At 68.9% G+C, this 14241-nt stretch carries 16 protein-coding genes; 5 read left to right on the top strand and 11 right to left on the bottom strand.

Annotation, left to right across the window (positions count from 1 at the left end; genetic code table 11):
* The first annotated feature begins 70 nt into the window (after positions 1 to 70).
* Together FNH24_RS07495 and FNH24_RS07490 are read left to right on the top strand one after the other, a co-directional pair.
* Complete coding sequence (locus FNH24_RS07495) at positions 71 to 868, top strand: SDR family oxidoreductase (protein ID WP_152361526.1); 798 nt, start codon at positions 71 to 73, stop codon at positions 866 to 868.
* Positions 865 to 1275, top strand: coding sequence for a hypothetical protein (locus tag FNH24_RS07490; protein WP_175047867.1), 411 nt, complete (start codon positions 865 to 867; stop codon positions 1273 to 1275). The genes FNH24_RS07495 and FNH24_RS07490 overlap by 4 nt, the downstream gene beginning before the upstream one ends.
* A 52-nt stretch (positions 1276 to 1327) precedes the next feature.
* Here FNH24_RS07490 and FNH24_RS07485 read toward each other — a convergent pair whose 3' ends face one another.
* Genes FNH24_RS07485 through ctaC form a run of 3 tightly spaced genes read right to left on the bottom strand, consistent with a single transcriptional unit; the run spans position 1328 to position 4295 of the window.
* Positions 1328 to 1723 (bottom strand): cytochrome c oxidase subunit 4, encoded by a 396-nt coding sequence (locus FNH24_RS07485; RefSeq protein WP_152361525.1) that lies wholly within the window; start codon positions 1721 to 1723, stop codon positions 1328 to 1330.
* Entirely contained in the window at positions 1720 to 3480 is a 1761-nt protein-coding gene (gene ctaD, locus FNH24_RS07480; RefSeq protein ID WP_152361524.1) for an aa3-type cytochrome oxidase subunit I, read from the bottom strand. Before ctaD ends, FNH24_RS07485 begins: the two co-directional genes overlap by 4 nt.
* Entirely contained in the window at positions 3477 to 4295 is an 819-nt protein-coding gene (gene ctaC / locus FNH24_RS07475) for an aa3-type cytochrome oxidase subunit II (RefSeq protein WP_484502516.1), read from the bottom strand. The genes ctaD and ctaC overlap by 4 nt, the downstream gene beginning before the upstream one ends.
* Positions 4296 to 4552: 257 nt before the next feature.
* On the opposite strand from ctaC, the gene FNH24_RS07470 reads away from it, so the two are divergent.
* Both FNH24_RS07470 and FNH24_RS07465 read left to right on the top strand, forming a co-directional pair.
* Positions 4553 to 5695: a cysteine desulfurase family protein gene (locus FNH24_RS07470; protein ID WP_152361523.1), complete on the top strand. Its 1143-nt coding sequence runs from the start codon at positions 4553 to 4555 to the stop codon at positions 5693 to 5695.
* Positions 5696 to 5714: 19 nt separating this feature from the next.
* Positions 5715 to 5921, top strand: coding sequence for a sulfurtransferase TusA family protein (locus FNH24_RS07465; protein ID WP_152361522.1), 207 nt, complete (start codon positions 5715 to 5717; stop codon positions 5919 to 5921).
* Positions 5922 to 5927: 6 nt separating this feature from the next.
* Here FNH24_RS07465 and FNH24_RS07460 read toward each other — a convergent pair whose 3' ends face one another.
* The 3 genes from FNH24_RS07460 to FNH24_RS07450 all read right to left on the bottom strand — a co-directional run bounded on the left by FNH24_RS07460 (position 5928) and on the right by FNH24_RS07450 (position 8115).
* The gene (locus tag FNH24_RS07460; protein WP_152361521.1) at positions 5928 to 6551 is read right to left on the bottom strand and encodes a hypothetical protein; all 624 of its coding nucleotides are present in this window, start codon (positions 6549 to 6551) and stop codon (positions 5928 to 5930) included.
* A gap of 67 nt (positions 6552 to 6618) precedes the next feature.
* Positions 6619 to 6978 carry a HesB/IscA family protein gene (locus FNH24_RS07455; RefSeq protein WP_152361520.1) on the bottom strand — a complete coding sequence of 120 codons (360 nt, stop codon included), beginning with the start codon at positions 6976 to 6978 and terminating at the stop codon, positions 6619 to 6621.
* 87 nt (positions 6979 to 7065) lie between these two features.
* Positions 7066 to 8115, bottom strand: coding sequence for a glycerate kinase (locus FNH24_RS07450; RefSeq protein WP_281351017.1), 1050 nt, complete (start codon positions 8113 to 8115; stop codon positions 7066 to 7068).
* A 724-nt stretch (positions 8116 to 8839) separates the two neighbouring features.
* Between FNH24_RS07450 and nadA the strand changes: the two genes are divergently transcribed.
* Positions 8840 to 10009, top strand: a complete 1170-nt coding sequence (gene nadA / locus FNH24_RS07445; protein ID WP_152361518.1) for a quinolinate synthase NadA — start codon at positions 8840 to 8842, stop codon at positions 10007 to 10009.
* 123 nt (positions 10010 to 10132) lie between these two features.
* On the opposite strand, the gene FNH24_RS07440 is transcribed toward nadA, so the two are convergent.
* The 5 genes from FNH24_RS07440 to FNH24_RS07420 all read right to left on the bottom strand — a co-directional run bounded on the left by FNH24_RS07440 (position 10133) and on the right by FNH24_RS07420 (position 14211).
* Positions 10133 to 10486, bottom strand: a complete 354-nt coding sequence (locus FNH24_RS07440; protein ID WP_152361517.1) for a hypothetical protein — start codon at positions 10484 to 10486, stop codon at positions 10133 to 10135.
* 181 nt (positions 10487 to 10667) lie between these two features.
* Positions 10668 to 11483, bottom strand: coding sequence for a mechanosensitive ion channel family protein (locus tag FNH24_RS07435; protein WP_152361516.1), 816 nt, complete (start codon positions 11481 to 11483; stop codon positions 10668 to 10670).
* 151 nt (positions 11484 to 11634) lie between these two features.
* Positions 11635 to 12978 (bottom strand): FAD-dependent oxidoreductase, encoded by a 1344-nt coding sequence (locus tag FNH24_RS07430; RefSeq protein ID WP_152361515.1) that lies wholly within the window; start codon positions 12976 to 12978, stop codon positions 11635 to 11637.
* Positions 12979 to 13114: 136 nt separating this feature from the next.
* Positions 13115 to 13396, bottom strand: coding sequence for a PspA-associated protein PspAA (gene pspAA / locus FNH24_RS07425; RefSeq protein ID WP_152361514.1), 282 nt, complete (start codon positions 13394 to 13396; stop codon positions 13115 to 13117).
* Complete coding sequence (locus tag FNH24_RS07420) at positions 13393 to 14211, bottom strand: PspA/IM30 family protein (protein ID WP_152361513.1); 819 nt, start codon at positions 14209 to 14211, stop codon at positions 13393 to 13395. Before FNH24_RS07420 ends, pspAA begins: the two co-directional genes overlap by 4 nt.
* Positions 14212 to 14241: the final 30 nt, after the last annotated feature.

Genomic DNA, 14241 nt, shown 5'->3' with positions numbered 1-14241 from the left:
ATTCCGGTCGTCGCGGCTGTCACAAACGCTCCGGCCGTCCGGTTCTCTCCTGGTGACCGAGAGGAGATCCATGACAGAACCGGTGGTGGTGACCGGTGGCACCGGCGAGTTGGGCCGGCAGGTGGTGCGCCGGCTGGTGTCGGCCGGGCGGGAGGTCCGGCTGGTCAGCCGCCGGCCACGCCCGGCCGCCGACCATGAACCGTACGGCTGGGCGACGGCGGACCTGATGTCCGGCGATGGGCTGCGGGACGCGCTGGCCGGGGCGGGCACGGTCGTGCACTGCGCGGGCCGGCACCGACCGGGCGAGGACGTCGCGGCGGCGCGCACCCTGCTCGCCGCGGCGCAGGCGACCGCGGTCGGCCACCTGGTGTCGATCTCGATCGTCGGGATCGACCGGATCCCGTTCGGGTACTACCGGGGCAAGGTCGAGATCGAGCGGGCGATCGCCGGCTCCGGAGTGCCGTACACGATCCTGCGGACCACCCAGTTCCACGAGCTGCTGCGGACGATCCTGGCCCTGGCCGCCCGAGCACCGGTGATGCCGGTGCCCGACCTGCGGTTCCAACCGATCGACGCCGGCGCCGTGGCGGCCCGGTTGGTCGAGCTCGCCGGCAGCCCGCCGGAGGGCCGGGTCGCCGACCTCGGCGGCCCCGAGACCCACGCGCTGACCGACCTGGCCCGCGCCTACCTGACCCGGACGGGCCGCCGGCGTCCCATCCTGCCGCTGCGACTGCCCGGTGCGGCGGTCGCCGCCTTCCGGCGCGGCGAGCACCTGGCTCCTGATCATCCAACCGACGGACCGACGTTCGTCGATCACCTGGCGGCGGTCGCCGATCCCCGCTCGACCCGCTATGGAGGCGGCCGATGAGAATCGCGACCCGGACCGTGTTGTTGATCTTGGGCGTGGGTCAGGGGCTCGGGGCGCTGGCCCAGCTGTTCGCGCCGCGCTGGTTCTTCGACGACGGACCCTGGGTCAGCGGACTGCCGCCGTACAACGAACACCTGATGCGCGACGTCGGTGCCGCGACCCTGGGTTGGGTGCTGTTGATCTTCGTCGCCGCGCTGACCCTGCGACCGTTCCTGGTCCGGCTGGCGGTGCTGGCGAATCTGCTCTTCACGGTGCCGCACTTCGTCTTCCACGCGAGCCACCTGGAGGGCTACTCGGGGGCCGAAGCTGTGGCGCAGCTGATCACCTTCGGCCTCGGCATCCTGCTGCCGCTGATCGCCCTGGCCCTGCACGAACGCAGCGTCCAACCGGCGCCGCAGCCCGCCTGAAACGACGAACCGTCCGGATCCCGAGGGGTCCGGACGGTTCGGTCGAGCAAGCTCAGTGCGCGTGATCACCGCGGTAGAACTCGTACACCAGGCCGGTGCAGGTGACGATCCCGGCACCGAATCCGAGGATCATCAGCCACCAGCCGAACACCGGGCCGAGCGCGATCAGCACCAGGGTGAGCGCGACGTACAGCGGCCAGATGCTCGACGGCGGGAAGAAGCCCAGCTCGCCCGCACCCTCGGCGATCTCGCCGTCCTTCTTGTCCTCCGGCCGCTGATCCATCCGGCGGGCGATCAGGGCCAGGTAGCCGGTGATCATCAGCGTCAGGAAGAAGCACAGGGTGAGCGCCGCGGTGCCGGTCGGGTCACCGCTCATCAGGTAGTAGATCGGGGTGACGATCACCAGGAAGATCGCCAAGAATCCGAAGATCCACGCCTCGGCCTTCACGACCGCTCCTCCCTGTCGACCCGCTCTTCCAGCATTTCCTGTCGTCCCGCGTCATCGCTCGAGTCCACGCCGGACCGGATCAGGCCCTCCTCGTCGACCGAGCTGTCCTGATACTCCTCCAGCGCGAGCTCGGGATGGTGCAGGTCGAACGCCGGCGATTCGGACCGGATCCGCGGCAACGAGGTGAAGTTGTGCCGCGGCGGCGGGCAGGACGTCGCCCACTCCAGCGAGCGGCCCCAGCCCCACGGATCGTCGACGCCGACCAGCGGCGCCCGGCGCGACTTCCAGACGTTGTAGAGGAACGGCAGGATCGAGGCGCCGAGGAGGAACGCGCCGGCCGACGAGACCTGGTTGAGGACGGTGAAGCCCTCCTCCGGCAAGTAGTCGGCGATCCGTCGCGGCATGCCCTCCGCGCCCAGCCAGTGCTGCACCAGGAACGTCGTGTGGAAGCCGATGAACAGCAGCCAGAAGTGGATCTTGCCCAGCGTCTCGTCCAGCATCCGCCCGGTGAACTTCGGCCACCAGTAGTAGAAGCCGGCGAACATCGCGAACACCACCGTGCCGAACACCACGTAGTGGAAGTGCGCGACCACGAAGTAGGAGTCGGAGAGCTGGAAGTCCAGCGGCGGGCTGGCCAGGATGATGCCGGTCAGGCCACCGAAGAGGAACGTGGTGAGGAACCCGATCGACCACAGCATCGGCGTGTCCAACGAGACGCTGCCGCCCCACATCGTGCCGATCCAGTTGAAGAACTTCACCCCGGTCGGGACCGCGATCAGGAACGTCATGAAGGAGAAGAACGGCAGGTTCACCGCTCCGGTGACGAACATGTGGTGCGCCCAGACCGCCACCGAGAGCGCCGCGATACCGAGTGTCGCCGCGACCAGGCCGATGTAGCCGAACACGGGTTTACGACTGAACACCGGCAGGATCTCGGTGATGATGCCGAAGAACGGCAACGCGATGATGTAGACCTCGGGATGGCCGAAGAACCAGAACAGGTGCTGCCAGAGCAACGGCCCGCCGGTCGAGGAGTCGAAGACCAGCGCCCCGAGGGACCGGTCGGCCTCCAGCATCAGCAGAGCGGCGGCCAGGATCGGGAACGCGATCAGCACCAGGATCGAGGTGACCAGGATGTTCCAGCAGAAGATCGGCAGCCGGAACATGGTCATCCCCGGTGCTCGCATGCACAGGATCGTGGTGATGAAGTTCACCGCGCCGAGGATGGTGCCGAGGCCGGCCAGGTAGAGGCCCATGATCCACAGGTCGCCGCCGACGCCGGGCGAGTTGATCGCGTCGCTCAGCGGGGCGTACGCGAACCAGCCGAAGCTGGCGGCGCCGCCCGGGGTCAGGAAGCCGGAGACGGTGATCAGCCCACCGAACAGATACAGCCAGTACGACAGCATGTTCAGCCGCGGGAACGCGACGTCCGGCGAGCCGATCTGCAGCGGCATGATCGCGTTGGCGAAGCCGGCGAACAGCGGCGTCGCGAACAGCAGCAGCATGATCGTGCCGTGCATGGTGAAGAACTGGTTGAACGTCTCGTGCGAGACGTACTGCAGGCCCGGGAAGGCCAGCTCGGCCCGGATCGCCAGGGCCATCAGGCCGGCGAAGCCGAAGAAGACCATCGAGGTGATGAAGTAGAGATTGCCGATCACCTTGTGATCGGTCGTGGACAGCCAGGACCACGAGATCGTGCCCATCCGGCGCCTGGCCGGGGTGACCTCGGGCGTGACGGTCCGCTCCGCCGTCGTCATCGTGCCCCTCCTGCTTCCGGAATGGCCGGACCGTTCTTGTTGGCCGCCTCGGCGCCCATGGCCTCGCCGATGTTGCCGCGTTCGGCGAGACCCTTCAGGTATTCGTTGTACTCGGCCTCACTGACCACGTGCACGTTGAAGATCATCGCCGCGTGGTAGGTGCCGCAGAGCTCGGCGCACTTGCCGGAGTAGACGCCCTCCCGGGTGGGAGTGACGTCGAACGTGTTGGTCCGGCCCGGCAGGATGTCCATCTTGAACGCGAAGGCCGGGATCCAGAACGAGTGGATGACGTCCGGGGAGTTGAGCTTGAACCGGACCGACTCGCCCACCGGCAGATAGAGGTCGGGCGAATGGTTGACCGTGCCGGCCTCCCAGACGTCGTTACCGACATCGGGATTGTCCGCTTCGCGGTAGTTGAAGGTCCAGGACCACTTCTGACCGACCACGTCGACGACGTGATCCGGCTCCTCGACCTTGCTCAGCACGTGGTCCTGGGCGATCACCGTGTAGTAGAACAGCACACCGATGATCACGAACGGGGCCAGCGAGTAGAAGATCTCCATCGGCAGGTTGTAGCGCTTCTGCGGCGGAGCGTCGGCGTTGCGCCGGCGATACCTGATCACCGCGAACCCGATCAGGCCCCAGACGCCGATGCCGACCACCGCGGCCGCGATCCAGGTCCCGATCCACAGGTCGTGCATCACCGGGGCGCGATCACTCGCCATCTCCGGGTAGCCGAGCCGGGCCAGGTCCTCGACGCTGTCGCAGCCGGTCAGCGCCACCCCGGCACCGATCGCGCCGAGCGCCAGCAGCACCCGTCGCCCCGGAAACCGGCGCGTGCTCCGAGCGACCGTCCCGGGACTCCCTACCGGGACGGACCTGTTGCCAGTGCCACGCACATCGCGCCTTTCGTTCTTCGGCCAAATCGCCTCGCTGGGCGAGATCCGGACGACGGTGGGCAGGCCATCACGCCGGACCAAATCTCGGTGCTCACCCTAACGCAGATCGCCCCGGCTTCAGCGCCGGGGCGCGGGTGGTCCGGGACACCTTCGGCGCGGGTAGGTTTGCCGTCGTGACGGGACCGAATCCGACCGTCTTCCTCGACGGCTCCACCGCCGAACCGCTGCTGCCGGAAGCCCGGGCGGCCTGGCTGGCCGCGCAGGACTCCGGCTGGGGCGATCCGCTCCGGTTGCACCGCCCCGGCCGGCTCGCCGCGCAGGCCCTGGACCAGGCCCGGGCGCTGGTCGCCGCGGCCGTCGGCGCCCGGCCCGACGAGGTCGTGTTCACCGGCTCCGGACCGCAGACCGCGGCGGCCGCCATCGACGGGCTGGCCCTCGGCCGGCGGCGGATCGGCCGGACCATGATCACGTCGGCGATCGAGCACTCCGCCGTGCTGGCGGCGACCGCCGCGGCCGGCGAGCCGATCCGGGTCGCCGTCGACCCGGTCGGCCGGATCGACCTGGCCGACTGGACCGCGACGGTGAGCCGGCCCGAGGTCGCGGCGGCGGTGCTCCAGGTGGCCAATCACGAGGTCGGCACGCTGCAGCCGTACGCCGAGGCCGCGGAGGCCTGCCGGGCCGCCGGCGTGCCGCTGGTGCTGGACGCGACGGCGGCGCTGGGCCGGATCGAGCTTCGCGACGCCGGCCCGTGGAGCATCCTGATCGGCTCGGCCGCCGCGTTCGGCGGCCCCGCCTCGGTCGGCTTCATGATCATCCGGCGCGGCACCCGCTGGCGGACGCCCTATCCGGTCGACGACTATCAGGACGGCCGCTGGCCCGGCCCGCCGGATGTGCCGGCGATCGTCGCCGCCACGGTGGCGCTACGGACCTGGCTCGACCAGCCGGAGCTCGGCGTCCGGCAGCACGAGTTGATCAACCGACTGAGGGCTGAGGTCGCGACCTTGATCACCGACGTGGATGTGGCCGGCGACCCCGAGCGACGGGTGCCGCACCTGCTCACCTTCTCGGTGCTGTACGTGGACGGCGAGACCCTCACCCTCGAGCTGGACCGGGCCGGCCTCGCCGTGGCCAGCGGCTCCGCCTGCAGCGCCTCGGCGGAGACGCCGTCGCACGTGCTCGCGGCGATGGGCGCTCTCACCCACGGCAACCTGCGGATCGGCCTGACCCGCGCCAGCACCGAGGCGGACGTCGATCGGTTGATCACCGCCCTGCCGCCGATCGTCGCCGGCATCCGGGCCCGGTTGGACGCACCATGATCGATGCGAGTTGTTGATCATGGACGAACTGGACTGCCTGGGGATGAAGTGCCCGCGGCCGATCATCGAGCTGGCCCGCCGGATCACCGCCCTGGAGTCGGGCGCGGAGATCGTGATCTTGGCCGACGACCCCGCCGCCGAGCCCGACCTGGCCGCCTGGTGCCGGATGCGCGGGCACGAGTTGATCAGCACCGATCCGCCACGGTTCGTCGTCCGGAAGGTTTGAGCCCGCTCAGATCGAGCCGGCGAGCCGCTCCCGGCCGAGCGCGATCAGTTCGTCGGCGCGGCGGAGGTCCTTCGGCCGGCCCGCCGCCAGCCGCATCGTGATCAGATCACTGGCCCGCAGATAGCCGATCGACCAACCCTCCGGCGTCTGCAGTCGCTGGCTGCGCTGCAGGTAGTCCCGGACCTCGAGCTCGCCCCAGGGCAGCGCCGGCGTACAGGCGTCGCCACTGACCGTCGGCGCCACGAACTGCACCTTCGGCAGCAGGAACGATTCCGGTCCGCAGGGCAGCGGGCGACCGTCGTCGTCGGTCAGCTCGGCGCCGATAGCGGCGAAGCCGGCCGCCAGCGCGGGCGTGTGGCGCGGATCGCCGTCCCACAGCAGGTCCAGGTCGCCGGTGAGTTCGGCCGACCCGTGCAGGATCCCGGCCACCTGGCCGATCACCACCACCGGGGCGCCGGCGCGATGCAGTGCCCGCAGCAGCGGTCGCGGGTCGAAGTCGATGGCGCCGTCGGTGGCCAGCGTGCCCACCACGTCGTCGGCGTCGTCGTGGGTCCGGCCGGTCCGGGTCCGACCTCGTACGGCCTCCGCCGTCTTGGCCAGGGCTCGGTCGAGCCGATCGTACGCATTCATGATTCACATCCCGCAGACGCAGCATCGCCGCCCGATTGCGCGGGCGGCGATGTCGATTTGGATCGGATCAGTGGAAGCTGTCACCACAGGCGCAGGACCCGGTGGCGTTCGGGTTGTCGATGGTGAAGCCCTGCTTCTCGATCGTGTCGACGAAGTCGATCGTGGCGCCCGTCAGGTACGGCGCGCTCATCCGGTCGGTGACGACGCTGACGCCGTCGTAGCTCTTCACCACGTCGCCGTCCAGCTGACGCTCGTCGAAGAAAAGCTGGTACCGCAGACCGGAGCAACCACCCGGTTGGACCGCGATCCGCAGCGACAGGTCGTCGCGACCCTCACCCTCGAGCAGTGCCTTGACCTTGCTCGCAGCTTCCTCGGACAGCACCACCCCGTCGGAGACAGGGGCGTCGGTCACCTGATCGGTCGACATGTGTGGCTCCAAACATTGTTGACGAACTACCTACTCCACCCGGCCAACCTCCGGCCGCGGGAGAGTATTCCCGAATCCCGAGTGTAGTCACCAGCTCCAGGACCGGGCGACCCGACGGACCACGGCGGACAACTCTTCGGCGTCGATCCCGGCCGTGACCGGGGCGTCGGCGGCGGAAGCGCGGACCGGATAGGCCGATTCGATGCCGATCGTCCGCATCTCCCGGCCGCCGATCAGCACCTCGCCGCCGACCACGATCGCCGGGCACAGCGACCGCTCGGCCAGCCGGGCCGCCGCAGCCACCACCTCGCCGCCGCGATCGTGGAAGTCGAACACGTCGCAGCCGCTGACCACCAGCTCCAACCGATCGTGCGCTCCGCCTTCCAGCGCCAGCTCTGGTCCGGTGGTCAGCCGCCCGCCCAGGGCGAGGATCGCCAGTGCCGCTCCGCCGCACGCCCCGGCGCCCGGCCGGTCCTCGACGCCGAGCAGCCGGGCCAGCCGTTCCAGCGTCGCGTCCGTCCGCAGCAGTCGCTCCGGGTCCACCGTGCTGCCCCGCCGCAGCGACGTGAGCCCGCGCAGCCCGAGCAACGGCCGCTCCGCCTGCCCCGCCGGGACCACCCCGATCAGCTCCGCCGCTCCGAGCAGCTCCCGGACCTGCTCGAGGTCGATCCGGCCGATCCCGTCCAGCCCGGCCACTCCTCCGTCCAGCGCCACGTCCGCGCTCGCCTCCAGGGCCCCGAGCAGCCCGGCCCCACCGTCGTGGCTCAACTCGGCCGCCGCGAGATCGATCACCAGCCGCTCCGGCTTGTCCCCGTCCCGGAGCGCCGCCGCCACCACCTCGCCCAGCGCCGAACTACTCTGCTCGTACGGAATCGAGCCATGATCATGATCATGGCCCGAATCCACGACCAACCCGGCCGCGACCGTGCCGCCGGAGCTTGCCGTCCACGCCGGAAGCTCGGCCGCCATGCCCGTGATCAACTCGGCGCCGAGCTGATCGGCATAGGCCTGGCCGAATCCTCTTCCCGACGCACCTGCTGGGGTGACGTGCGCGCCCGGCCATCCTTGGGCCAGCGTGGCGCCGGCTTCTGCTGAAGTCATGGAGCCGATGGAATCCGTGATCACTAGCACGCGCATGCTGGTCATCCTTCCTTCCTTTGGGGGTAAATCCCGCGGTGGGGTCTGGGGGATAGGTGCGCGGGCAACCATCCGCCCGCGAGCAAGTCATGGGTGCCGCTGCCGCGGTTCTGCGTTCGCGGGCTCCCGCCAGGCCCGTCCACGCCCGCGCACCTATCCCCCAGACCCCACCGCTTCCTTTGTGCGCACAGGGGTTTTTACCGCCTCAGCCGAGCGCTGACCTGGTCTTGCCGACTGCCAAACCGGAGCGGTAGGAGTGGTCACGAGGGAGTTCGTTCCCTGAGCTTGTCGAAGGGGAGACCAGAGTGGGGTCTCTGACGGATCAATGCATCGGGCTTGCCCTTCGACAGGCTCAGGGAACGAACAAGCGCTCGTGATCGGCTCGGCGGAGAGGCATCGAACTGCTTCGACAAGCCAGAAACGAACTCCCTCGCTACCAGCCATACGCTCGGTTTGGCAGTCGGCAAGATCAGACCGGCGCTCGGCTGAGACGGCCAAAACCCGCCAGCGATCCCAAGGGGAGCGGGGACTGCTGGGGGTCTGTGCGCGGGCGTGGACGGGCCTGGCGGGAGCACGCGGACGCGAGAACCGCGGCAGCGGCACCTCGACTGCCCGCGGGCGGATGGTTGCCCGCGCACAGACCCCCAGCAGTCCCCGCGTCATGCCACCCACTCAAGAGACCAGCGAGTAAACCAGGACAGAACACCAGAGTTATCCTGTTCGAATGGCGATCAGCAGCCCGCTCCCCCTGTTCGTGCTGGGCAGCGGCACCGATCCAGACACGGAACGGGGCGTCGAGTGCCCCGGTGAACTGCCCCCGGCTTCCGATCCGCAGCTGGTCGAGCGGGCGCGGCGGGCCAAGGAGGCGCTTGGGGAGCGGGTGTTCATCCTCGGCCACCATTATCAGCGGGACGAGGTGATCCAGTTCGCCGACGTGACGGGCGACTCGTTCAAGCTGGCCAAGGATGCGGCGGCGCGGCCGGAGGCGGAATACATCGTGTTCTGCGGCGTGCACTTCATGGCCGAGTCGGCGGACATCCTGACCGGCCCAGAGCAGCGGGTGATCCTGCCCGACCTGGCGGCCGGCTGCTCGATGGCCGACATGGCCCGGCTGGCCCAGGTCGAGGACTGCTGGGATGCGCTGGCCGACGCCGGCGTGGCCGAGGTCACCGTGCCGGTCACGTACATGAATTCTTCGGCCGACATCAAGGCGTTCTGCGGCCGCAACGGCGGGGTGGTCTGCACCTCGTCGAACGCGAAGCGAGTGTTGGAGTGGGCGTATGAGCGGGGTGAGAAGGTGCTCTTCCTGCCCGACCAGCACCTGGGCCGCAACACCGCCGTGCTGCAGTTGGGGCTCGAGCTCGGCGACTGTGTGGTGTACGACCCGCGGCAGCCGAACGGTGGTCTGACCACCGAGCAGCTCCGGGACGCGAAGATGATCTTGTGGAAGGGGCATTGCTCGGTGCACGGCCGGTTCACCGCGGACGCCGTCGACGAGGTCCGCGTCCGGGTGCCGGGGGTCAAGGTCCTGGTGCACCCGGAGTGCCAGCACGAGGTGGTGTTGAAGGCCGACCTGATCGGGTCGACCGAGTTCATCATCGCCACGGTCCGAGAGGCGGAGCCGGGTAGCAAGTGGGCCATCGGCACCGAGCTCAACCTGGTGCAGCGGCTGGCCCAGGAGCACCCGGAGCAGGAGATCACGTTCCTGGAGCGCAACGTCTGCTACTGCGCCACGATGAACCGGATCGATCTGCCGCACCTGGTGCAGTCGCTGGAGAACCTGGTCGAGGGCCGGGTGCTGAATCAGATCCAGGTGGATCCGGACACCGAACGGGATGCCAAGCTGGGCCTGCAGCGGATGCTCGACCTGCCGGGAGACACGGCCCGCGACTGACGCCCACTCCTCCGGGACGGTACGACCTCGGGCCGGAACGACATCGAGTGGACACCTCCCCGGGGCGTACGACGCTGTCGCACCGGATCGGTGTCCACTCGATGAGGCTCTGCGGCGGCGCGCTCAGCCGCGGCGGCGTAGCACCGCGATCAGGATCGCGGCCGCTCCCAAGGCCGAGGCGGCAATCAGCACCGCCTTGGACCGGGCGGGAACCACCGGCGGCTCGTCGACCTCGGTCGGGATCGGTGCCGCGGCCGGGATCGGCGTCTCGGTCGGGTCGACAGCGGCCGTGAAGCCGTCGCCCGAGTCGGTTGCATCCGGTTCGACGTCGGCCAGCCAGTCGCCGGCGTCGGCACCCGGTTCGGCGTCGGTCCAGCCCTCGTCGACCTGTTCGGTCGTGTCGAGCCCGAACTCCTCCTCGTCCGGCGGCTGCCGATCGACGAGTGGATCGTCCGGTTCCCAGTAGTCATGCTGCATCCAGCTCCCCCTAACCCCTCCTAGGGTCATCACGTTCGACGACTCGGCGGAGTTCCGGTCGCTGTCCGAAATTCGGCGGACCCGGGCCACGGATCGGTCACGCTCGCGGACGAACGACAGCCCGTCGCCGAACCGTTGACCGGTCCGGCGACGGGCTGTGTCGCCTGGTTGGGCGCCTCCGCTACTGCTGCGGGGGCGGACCGCCCAGGCCAGGATCCCCACCCTGGTCTGCGGGCCGGGCCGGCGGCAGGTCGCCCGGCACGGCGTACGGATCCTGCTCCGGCGCGGCGTGGGCCGGCTGCGCCGACGCGGCGTGGGCCGGGGCCGGTGCGTCGGTGCTGACCTGCTCGGCCAGCGACTCCAGCCAACCCTCCCAACGCTGCTGCATCGGCCGGATCAGACCACCGCCGACGCCGACGATGATCACGCCGCCGATGGTGCCGAGGACGGTGACCAACACCGGCGTGGTCACCGTGGTCGCGACCCCCAGCTGGTTCACCGCGGCGATCACGCCGAGGGCGATCACCAGGCCGTACACCAGATTGGACAACAGCCGGGCGAAGGACCGCCCGGCCAGCACCGACAGCAGCAGATCCTTCAACACCTTGGCGACCGCGGCCGCGATCACGACGAGGATGATCGCGACGATGACTCGCGGCAGGAACGTGATGATCGTGCTGAGCAACTGCTCGACCGGATTCGGGCCGAACGCGCTGAAGGCGAACTGCAACGCGATCAACAGGACGAAGTAGTAGACGATCTTGACGATCAGGCCACTGACGTCGATATTGACCTGGGCCACGAATTTCTTCAGCCCGGCCCGTTCCAGCAGATTTCCGAAGCCGATCTTGGCCAGCAGGATCTCGACCAGTTTGGACAGACCCTTGGCGATCAGCCAACCGATCAGAAGGATGATCAGAAAGCCCAGCAGTTTGGGGACAAAGGTGACGACAGCAGACAAGCCGTCGGACAATGCCCGGACTAATACCTCACCCATCGATTTCTCCCTTCGAACAGCCCCCGGACTGGCTCATCGAAGGTGGTGGCGCCACTCGGAGATGAACCACTCCCCGAGGCGGCCGACAATGATCGAACTCGAATAACTGTGATCAGATCATTTCTGACCCTGCCGGTATCCGCGAATTCTGTCAAGAGTCCCGGCCGGCGGCGATCATGTCCGCCCGGTCGACGATCTTGATCCGCTGCCGTTCGGCTGCCCGGCCCAGCGCAAGCTCATGCGCGTCGAGACGGTCCCATTCCCGCAGGGTCGTGAAGTCGACGTGTTTGCTCCGGAGCAGTTCCCCGATCTCAGCGGTTTCAATCACCGATGATCGGGGTAACTGATCGAGTTCGGCCAGCACCCCGGCGATGGTTTCCGCGGCGTCGGATTTGGTGTGGCCGATCAGCCCGACCGGCCCGCGTTTGACCCAGCCGGTGACATGAATGCCGGGAATGATCTCACCGCCGAGATCAACGACCCGGCCGGCCAGATTCGGGATCACACCGCCGCGTTGATCGAAGGGGAGACCGGCAATCGGGGTCGATCGATAGCCGATCGCGCGATACACCGCCTGCACCGGCCGGTCGGTGAATTCGCCGGTTCCGAAGATCATTCCGGTCGAATCCGATTCCGTTCGTTCGGTGCGCAGACCGATCACCCGATCGCCACCGAGGACGGCGACCGGGGCGGCCCGGAAGTGCAGGTGCAGGCGCCGCGGCGCGCCGGTCGCCGGCCGGCCGACCCAGTCCCGCAGGATCCGGGTCACCGTGCGTCGCTGTCGACTCTTCTTGATCAACAACTCGTCGGCCGCGGTCAGCTCGGCCCCGTCCGGATCGACGATCACGTCCACGTTCGGCGACTCGGCGAGCTCACGCAGCTCCAGCGGAGTGAACTTCGCCTCGGCCGGACCGCGGCGGGCGAACAGGTGCACGTCGCGAGCCCGGTTCGCCGCCAGGCAGCGCTCGACGTTGTCCGGGATCTCGGTGATCAACTGCTCCGCGGCCGGCTTCGCCAGCATCCGGGCGACGTCGAGCGCGACGTTGCCGGCGCCGATCACCGCAAGCTCGGCCGCGTCCAGCGGCCAGGTCCGCGGTGCGTCGGGATGGCCGTTGTACCAGGAGACGAAGTCGGCGGCGCCGTAGCTGCCGGGCAGGTCGATCCCCGGGACCTCCAATCGCCGGTCCCCGGTCGCGCCGGTCGCGAAGATCACCGCGTGATACAGCTCCCGCAGCTCGGCCAGCTTGAGGTCGGCTCCGTAATCGACGTTGCCGAAGAACCGGATCCCCGGCGCGGCCAGCGCCTGGCGGAGCGCGACCACGACCTCCTTGATCCGCGGGTGGTCCGGCGCGGTGCCGTACCGGACCAGTCCGTACGGCGTCGGCAGTCGATCGAAGAGGTCGACCGACACCCGCGGTCCCGCCCCGGCCAGCGCCGCCGCCGCATAGATCCCCGCCGGCCCGGCCCCGACGACCGCCACCCGGAAGCTCCCCACGTACCCACGCTCCTATTTAGCCAACATCTTCCTTTCGGAATTCTAGCCGTCGGTTTTTCACGTTAACGTGAAAACTGGCGCTTCCCACGAGTTGTAACCCGTGGGAAGCGCCAGCAAAGTGGGTGAAGCTGATCGATCAGCCGGGGATCAGGCCTTCCTCGGCGTCGCTGAGCAGCTCTCGGACTTCCTCCAGCGTCGCGTCGGACGACGGCAGGATGAGGTCGGAGTCGTGCAGCTCCTCGGGCGGCAGCTCCGAGCCGGAGCGGACCTTCTCCAACAGCTCATGCAGCGCGGCCGCCAGTCGGTCGGCGTCGTTGGCCGCGACGGCCTGCTCGACCGCGTCGTCCAGGGCGTTCAGCTCGGTCAGCGCCTCGTCCGGCAGGTTCCACTGCCCCTCGCTGAGGATCCGGACGATCATCGGAGATCGCCCTGGTTCGGCTGCTGCGGGGTCGCCGGCTGGGCCGGTGCCGCAGGCGGCGTGGCCTGCGGTGCGGCGGCCGGGGTGCCCTCGATCGCCTGCGGCGCGCTGCCGCCACCGATCGACGCCTTCATCTGCGCCAGCTCGCTCTCCACATCGGAGGTCGAGGCGAGCTGCTCCAACTCGAGGGTGATGTCGTCCTTCGCCGTGCCGGTCGGGTCGTCCAGGGCACCGGAGGCGAGCAACTCGTCGATCGCGCCGGCGCGGGCCTGCATCTCCGCCGTCTTGTCCTCGGCCCGCTGGATCGCCATGCCGACGTCGCCCATCTCCTCGCTGATGCCGGAGAAGGCCTCGTTGATCCGGGTCTGCGCCTCGGCCGCCGAGTAGGTCGCCTTGATCGTCTCCTTGCGGGTGCGGAAGGAGTCGACCTTGGCCTGCAGCCGCTGGCTGGCCCGGGTCAGCTTCTCCTCTTCACCCTGCAACTGCGCGTGCTGGGTCTGCAGGTCCGCCATCTGGCCCTGGATCCCCGACCGCCGGGTCAGCGCCTCGCGAGCCAGGTCTTCGCGACCGACCTCGAGGGCCTTCTGCGCCTGCTGGGTCAGCTTGTCGGCCTGGGTGCTCAGCCCGTTCGCCTGCAGCTCCACCCGTTTCCGGCTGGTCGCGACATCAGCAACGCCTCGACGCACCTTCTGTAAGAGCTCCAGCTGGCGCTGGTAGGAGTAGTCCAAGGTCTGGCGCGGATCTTCCAGCTTGTCCAAGGCCTTGTCGGTCTTGGCGCGAAAGATCAGCGAGATGCGCTGAAAGATGCCACTCATGACGAGAGCTGGTCCTTCCGATGGCGGATG

It is taken from the genome of Microlunatus speluncae, assembly GCF_009299835.1.
Lineage (GTDB): Bacteria > Actinomycetota > Actinomycetes > Propionibacteriales > Propionibacteriaceae > Microlunatus > Microlunatus speluncae.
This window is presented reverse-complemented; position numbering and strand designations above follow the sequence as displayed.

Excerpts from the sequence above, each read along its gene's own strand:
- FNH24_RS07495 (WP_152361526.1), top strand. The coding sequence starts at position 71 with ATGACAGAACCGGTGGTGGTGACCGGTGGCACCGGCGAGTTGGGCCGG.
- FNH24_RS07490 (WP_175047867.1), top strand. The coding sequence starts at position 865 with ATGAGAATCGCGACCCGGACCGTGTTGTTGATCTTGGGCGTGGGTCAG.
- ctaD (WP_152361524.1), bottom strand. The coding sequence starts at position 3,480 with ATGACGACGGCGGAGCGGACCGTCACGCCCGAGGTCACCCCGGCCAGG.
- FNH24_RS07465 (WP_152361522.1), top strand. The coding sequence starts at position 5,715 with ATGGACGAACTGGACTGCCTGGGGATGAAGTGCCCGCGGCCGATCATC.
- FNH24_RS07460 (WP_152361521.1), bottom strand. The coding sequence starts at position 6,551 with ATGAATGCGTACGATCGGCTCGACCGAGCCCTGGCCAAGACGGCGGAG.
- FNH24_RS07455 (WP_152361520.1), bottom strand. The coding sequence starts at position 6,978 with ATGTCGACCGATCAGGTGACCGACGCCCCTGTCTCCGACGGGGTGGTG.
- FNH24_RS07450 (WP_281351017.1), bottom strand. The coding sequence starts at position 8,115 with ATGCGCGTGCTAGTGATCACGGATTCCATCGGCTCCATGACTTCAGCA.
- nadA (WP_152361518.1), top strand. The coding sequence starts at position 8,840 with ATGGCGATCAGCAGCCCGCTCCCCCTGTTCGTGCTGGGCAGCGGCACC.
- FNH24_RS07440 (WP_152361517.1), bottom strand. The coding sequence starts at position 10,486 with ATGCAGCATGACTACTGGGAACCGGACGATCCACTCGTCGATCGGCAG.
- FNH24_RS07435 (WP_152361516.1), bottom strand. The coding sequence starts at position 11,483 with ATGGGTGAGGTATTAGTCCGGGCATTGTCCGACGGCTTGTCTGCTGTC.
- pspAA (WP_152361514.1), bottom strand. The coding sequence starts at position 13,396 with ATGATCGTCCGGATCCTCAGCGAGGGGCAGTGGAACCTGCCGGACGAG.
- FNH24_RS07420 (WP_152361513.1), bottom strand. The coding sequence starts at position 14,211 with ATGAGTGGCATCTTTCAGCGCATCTCGCTGATCTTTCGCGCCAAGACC.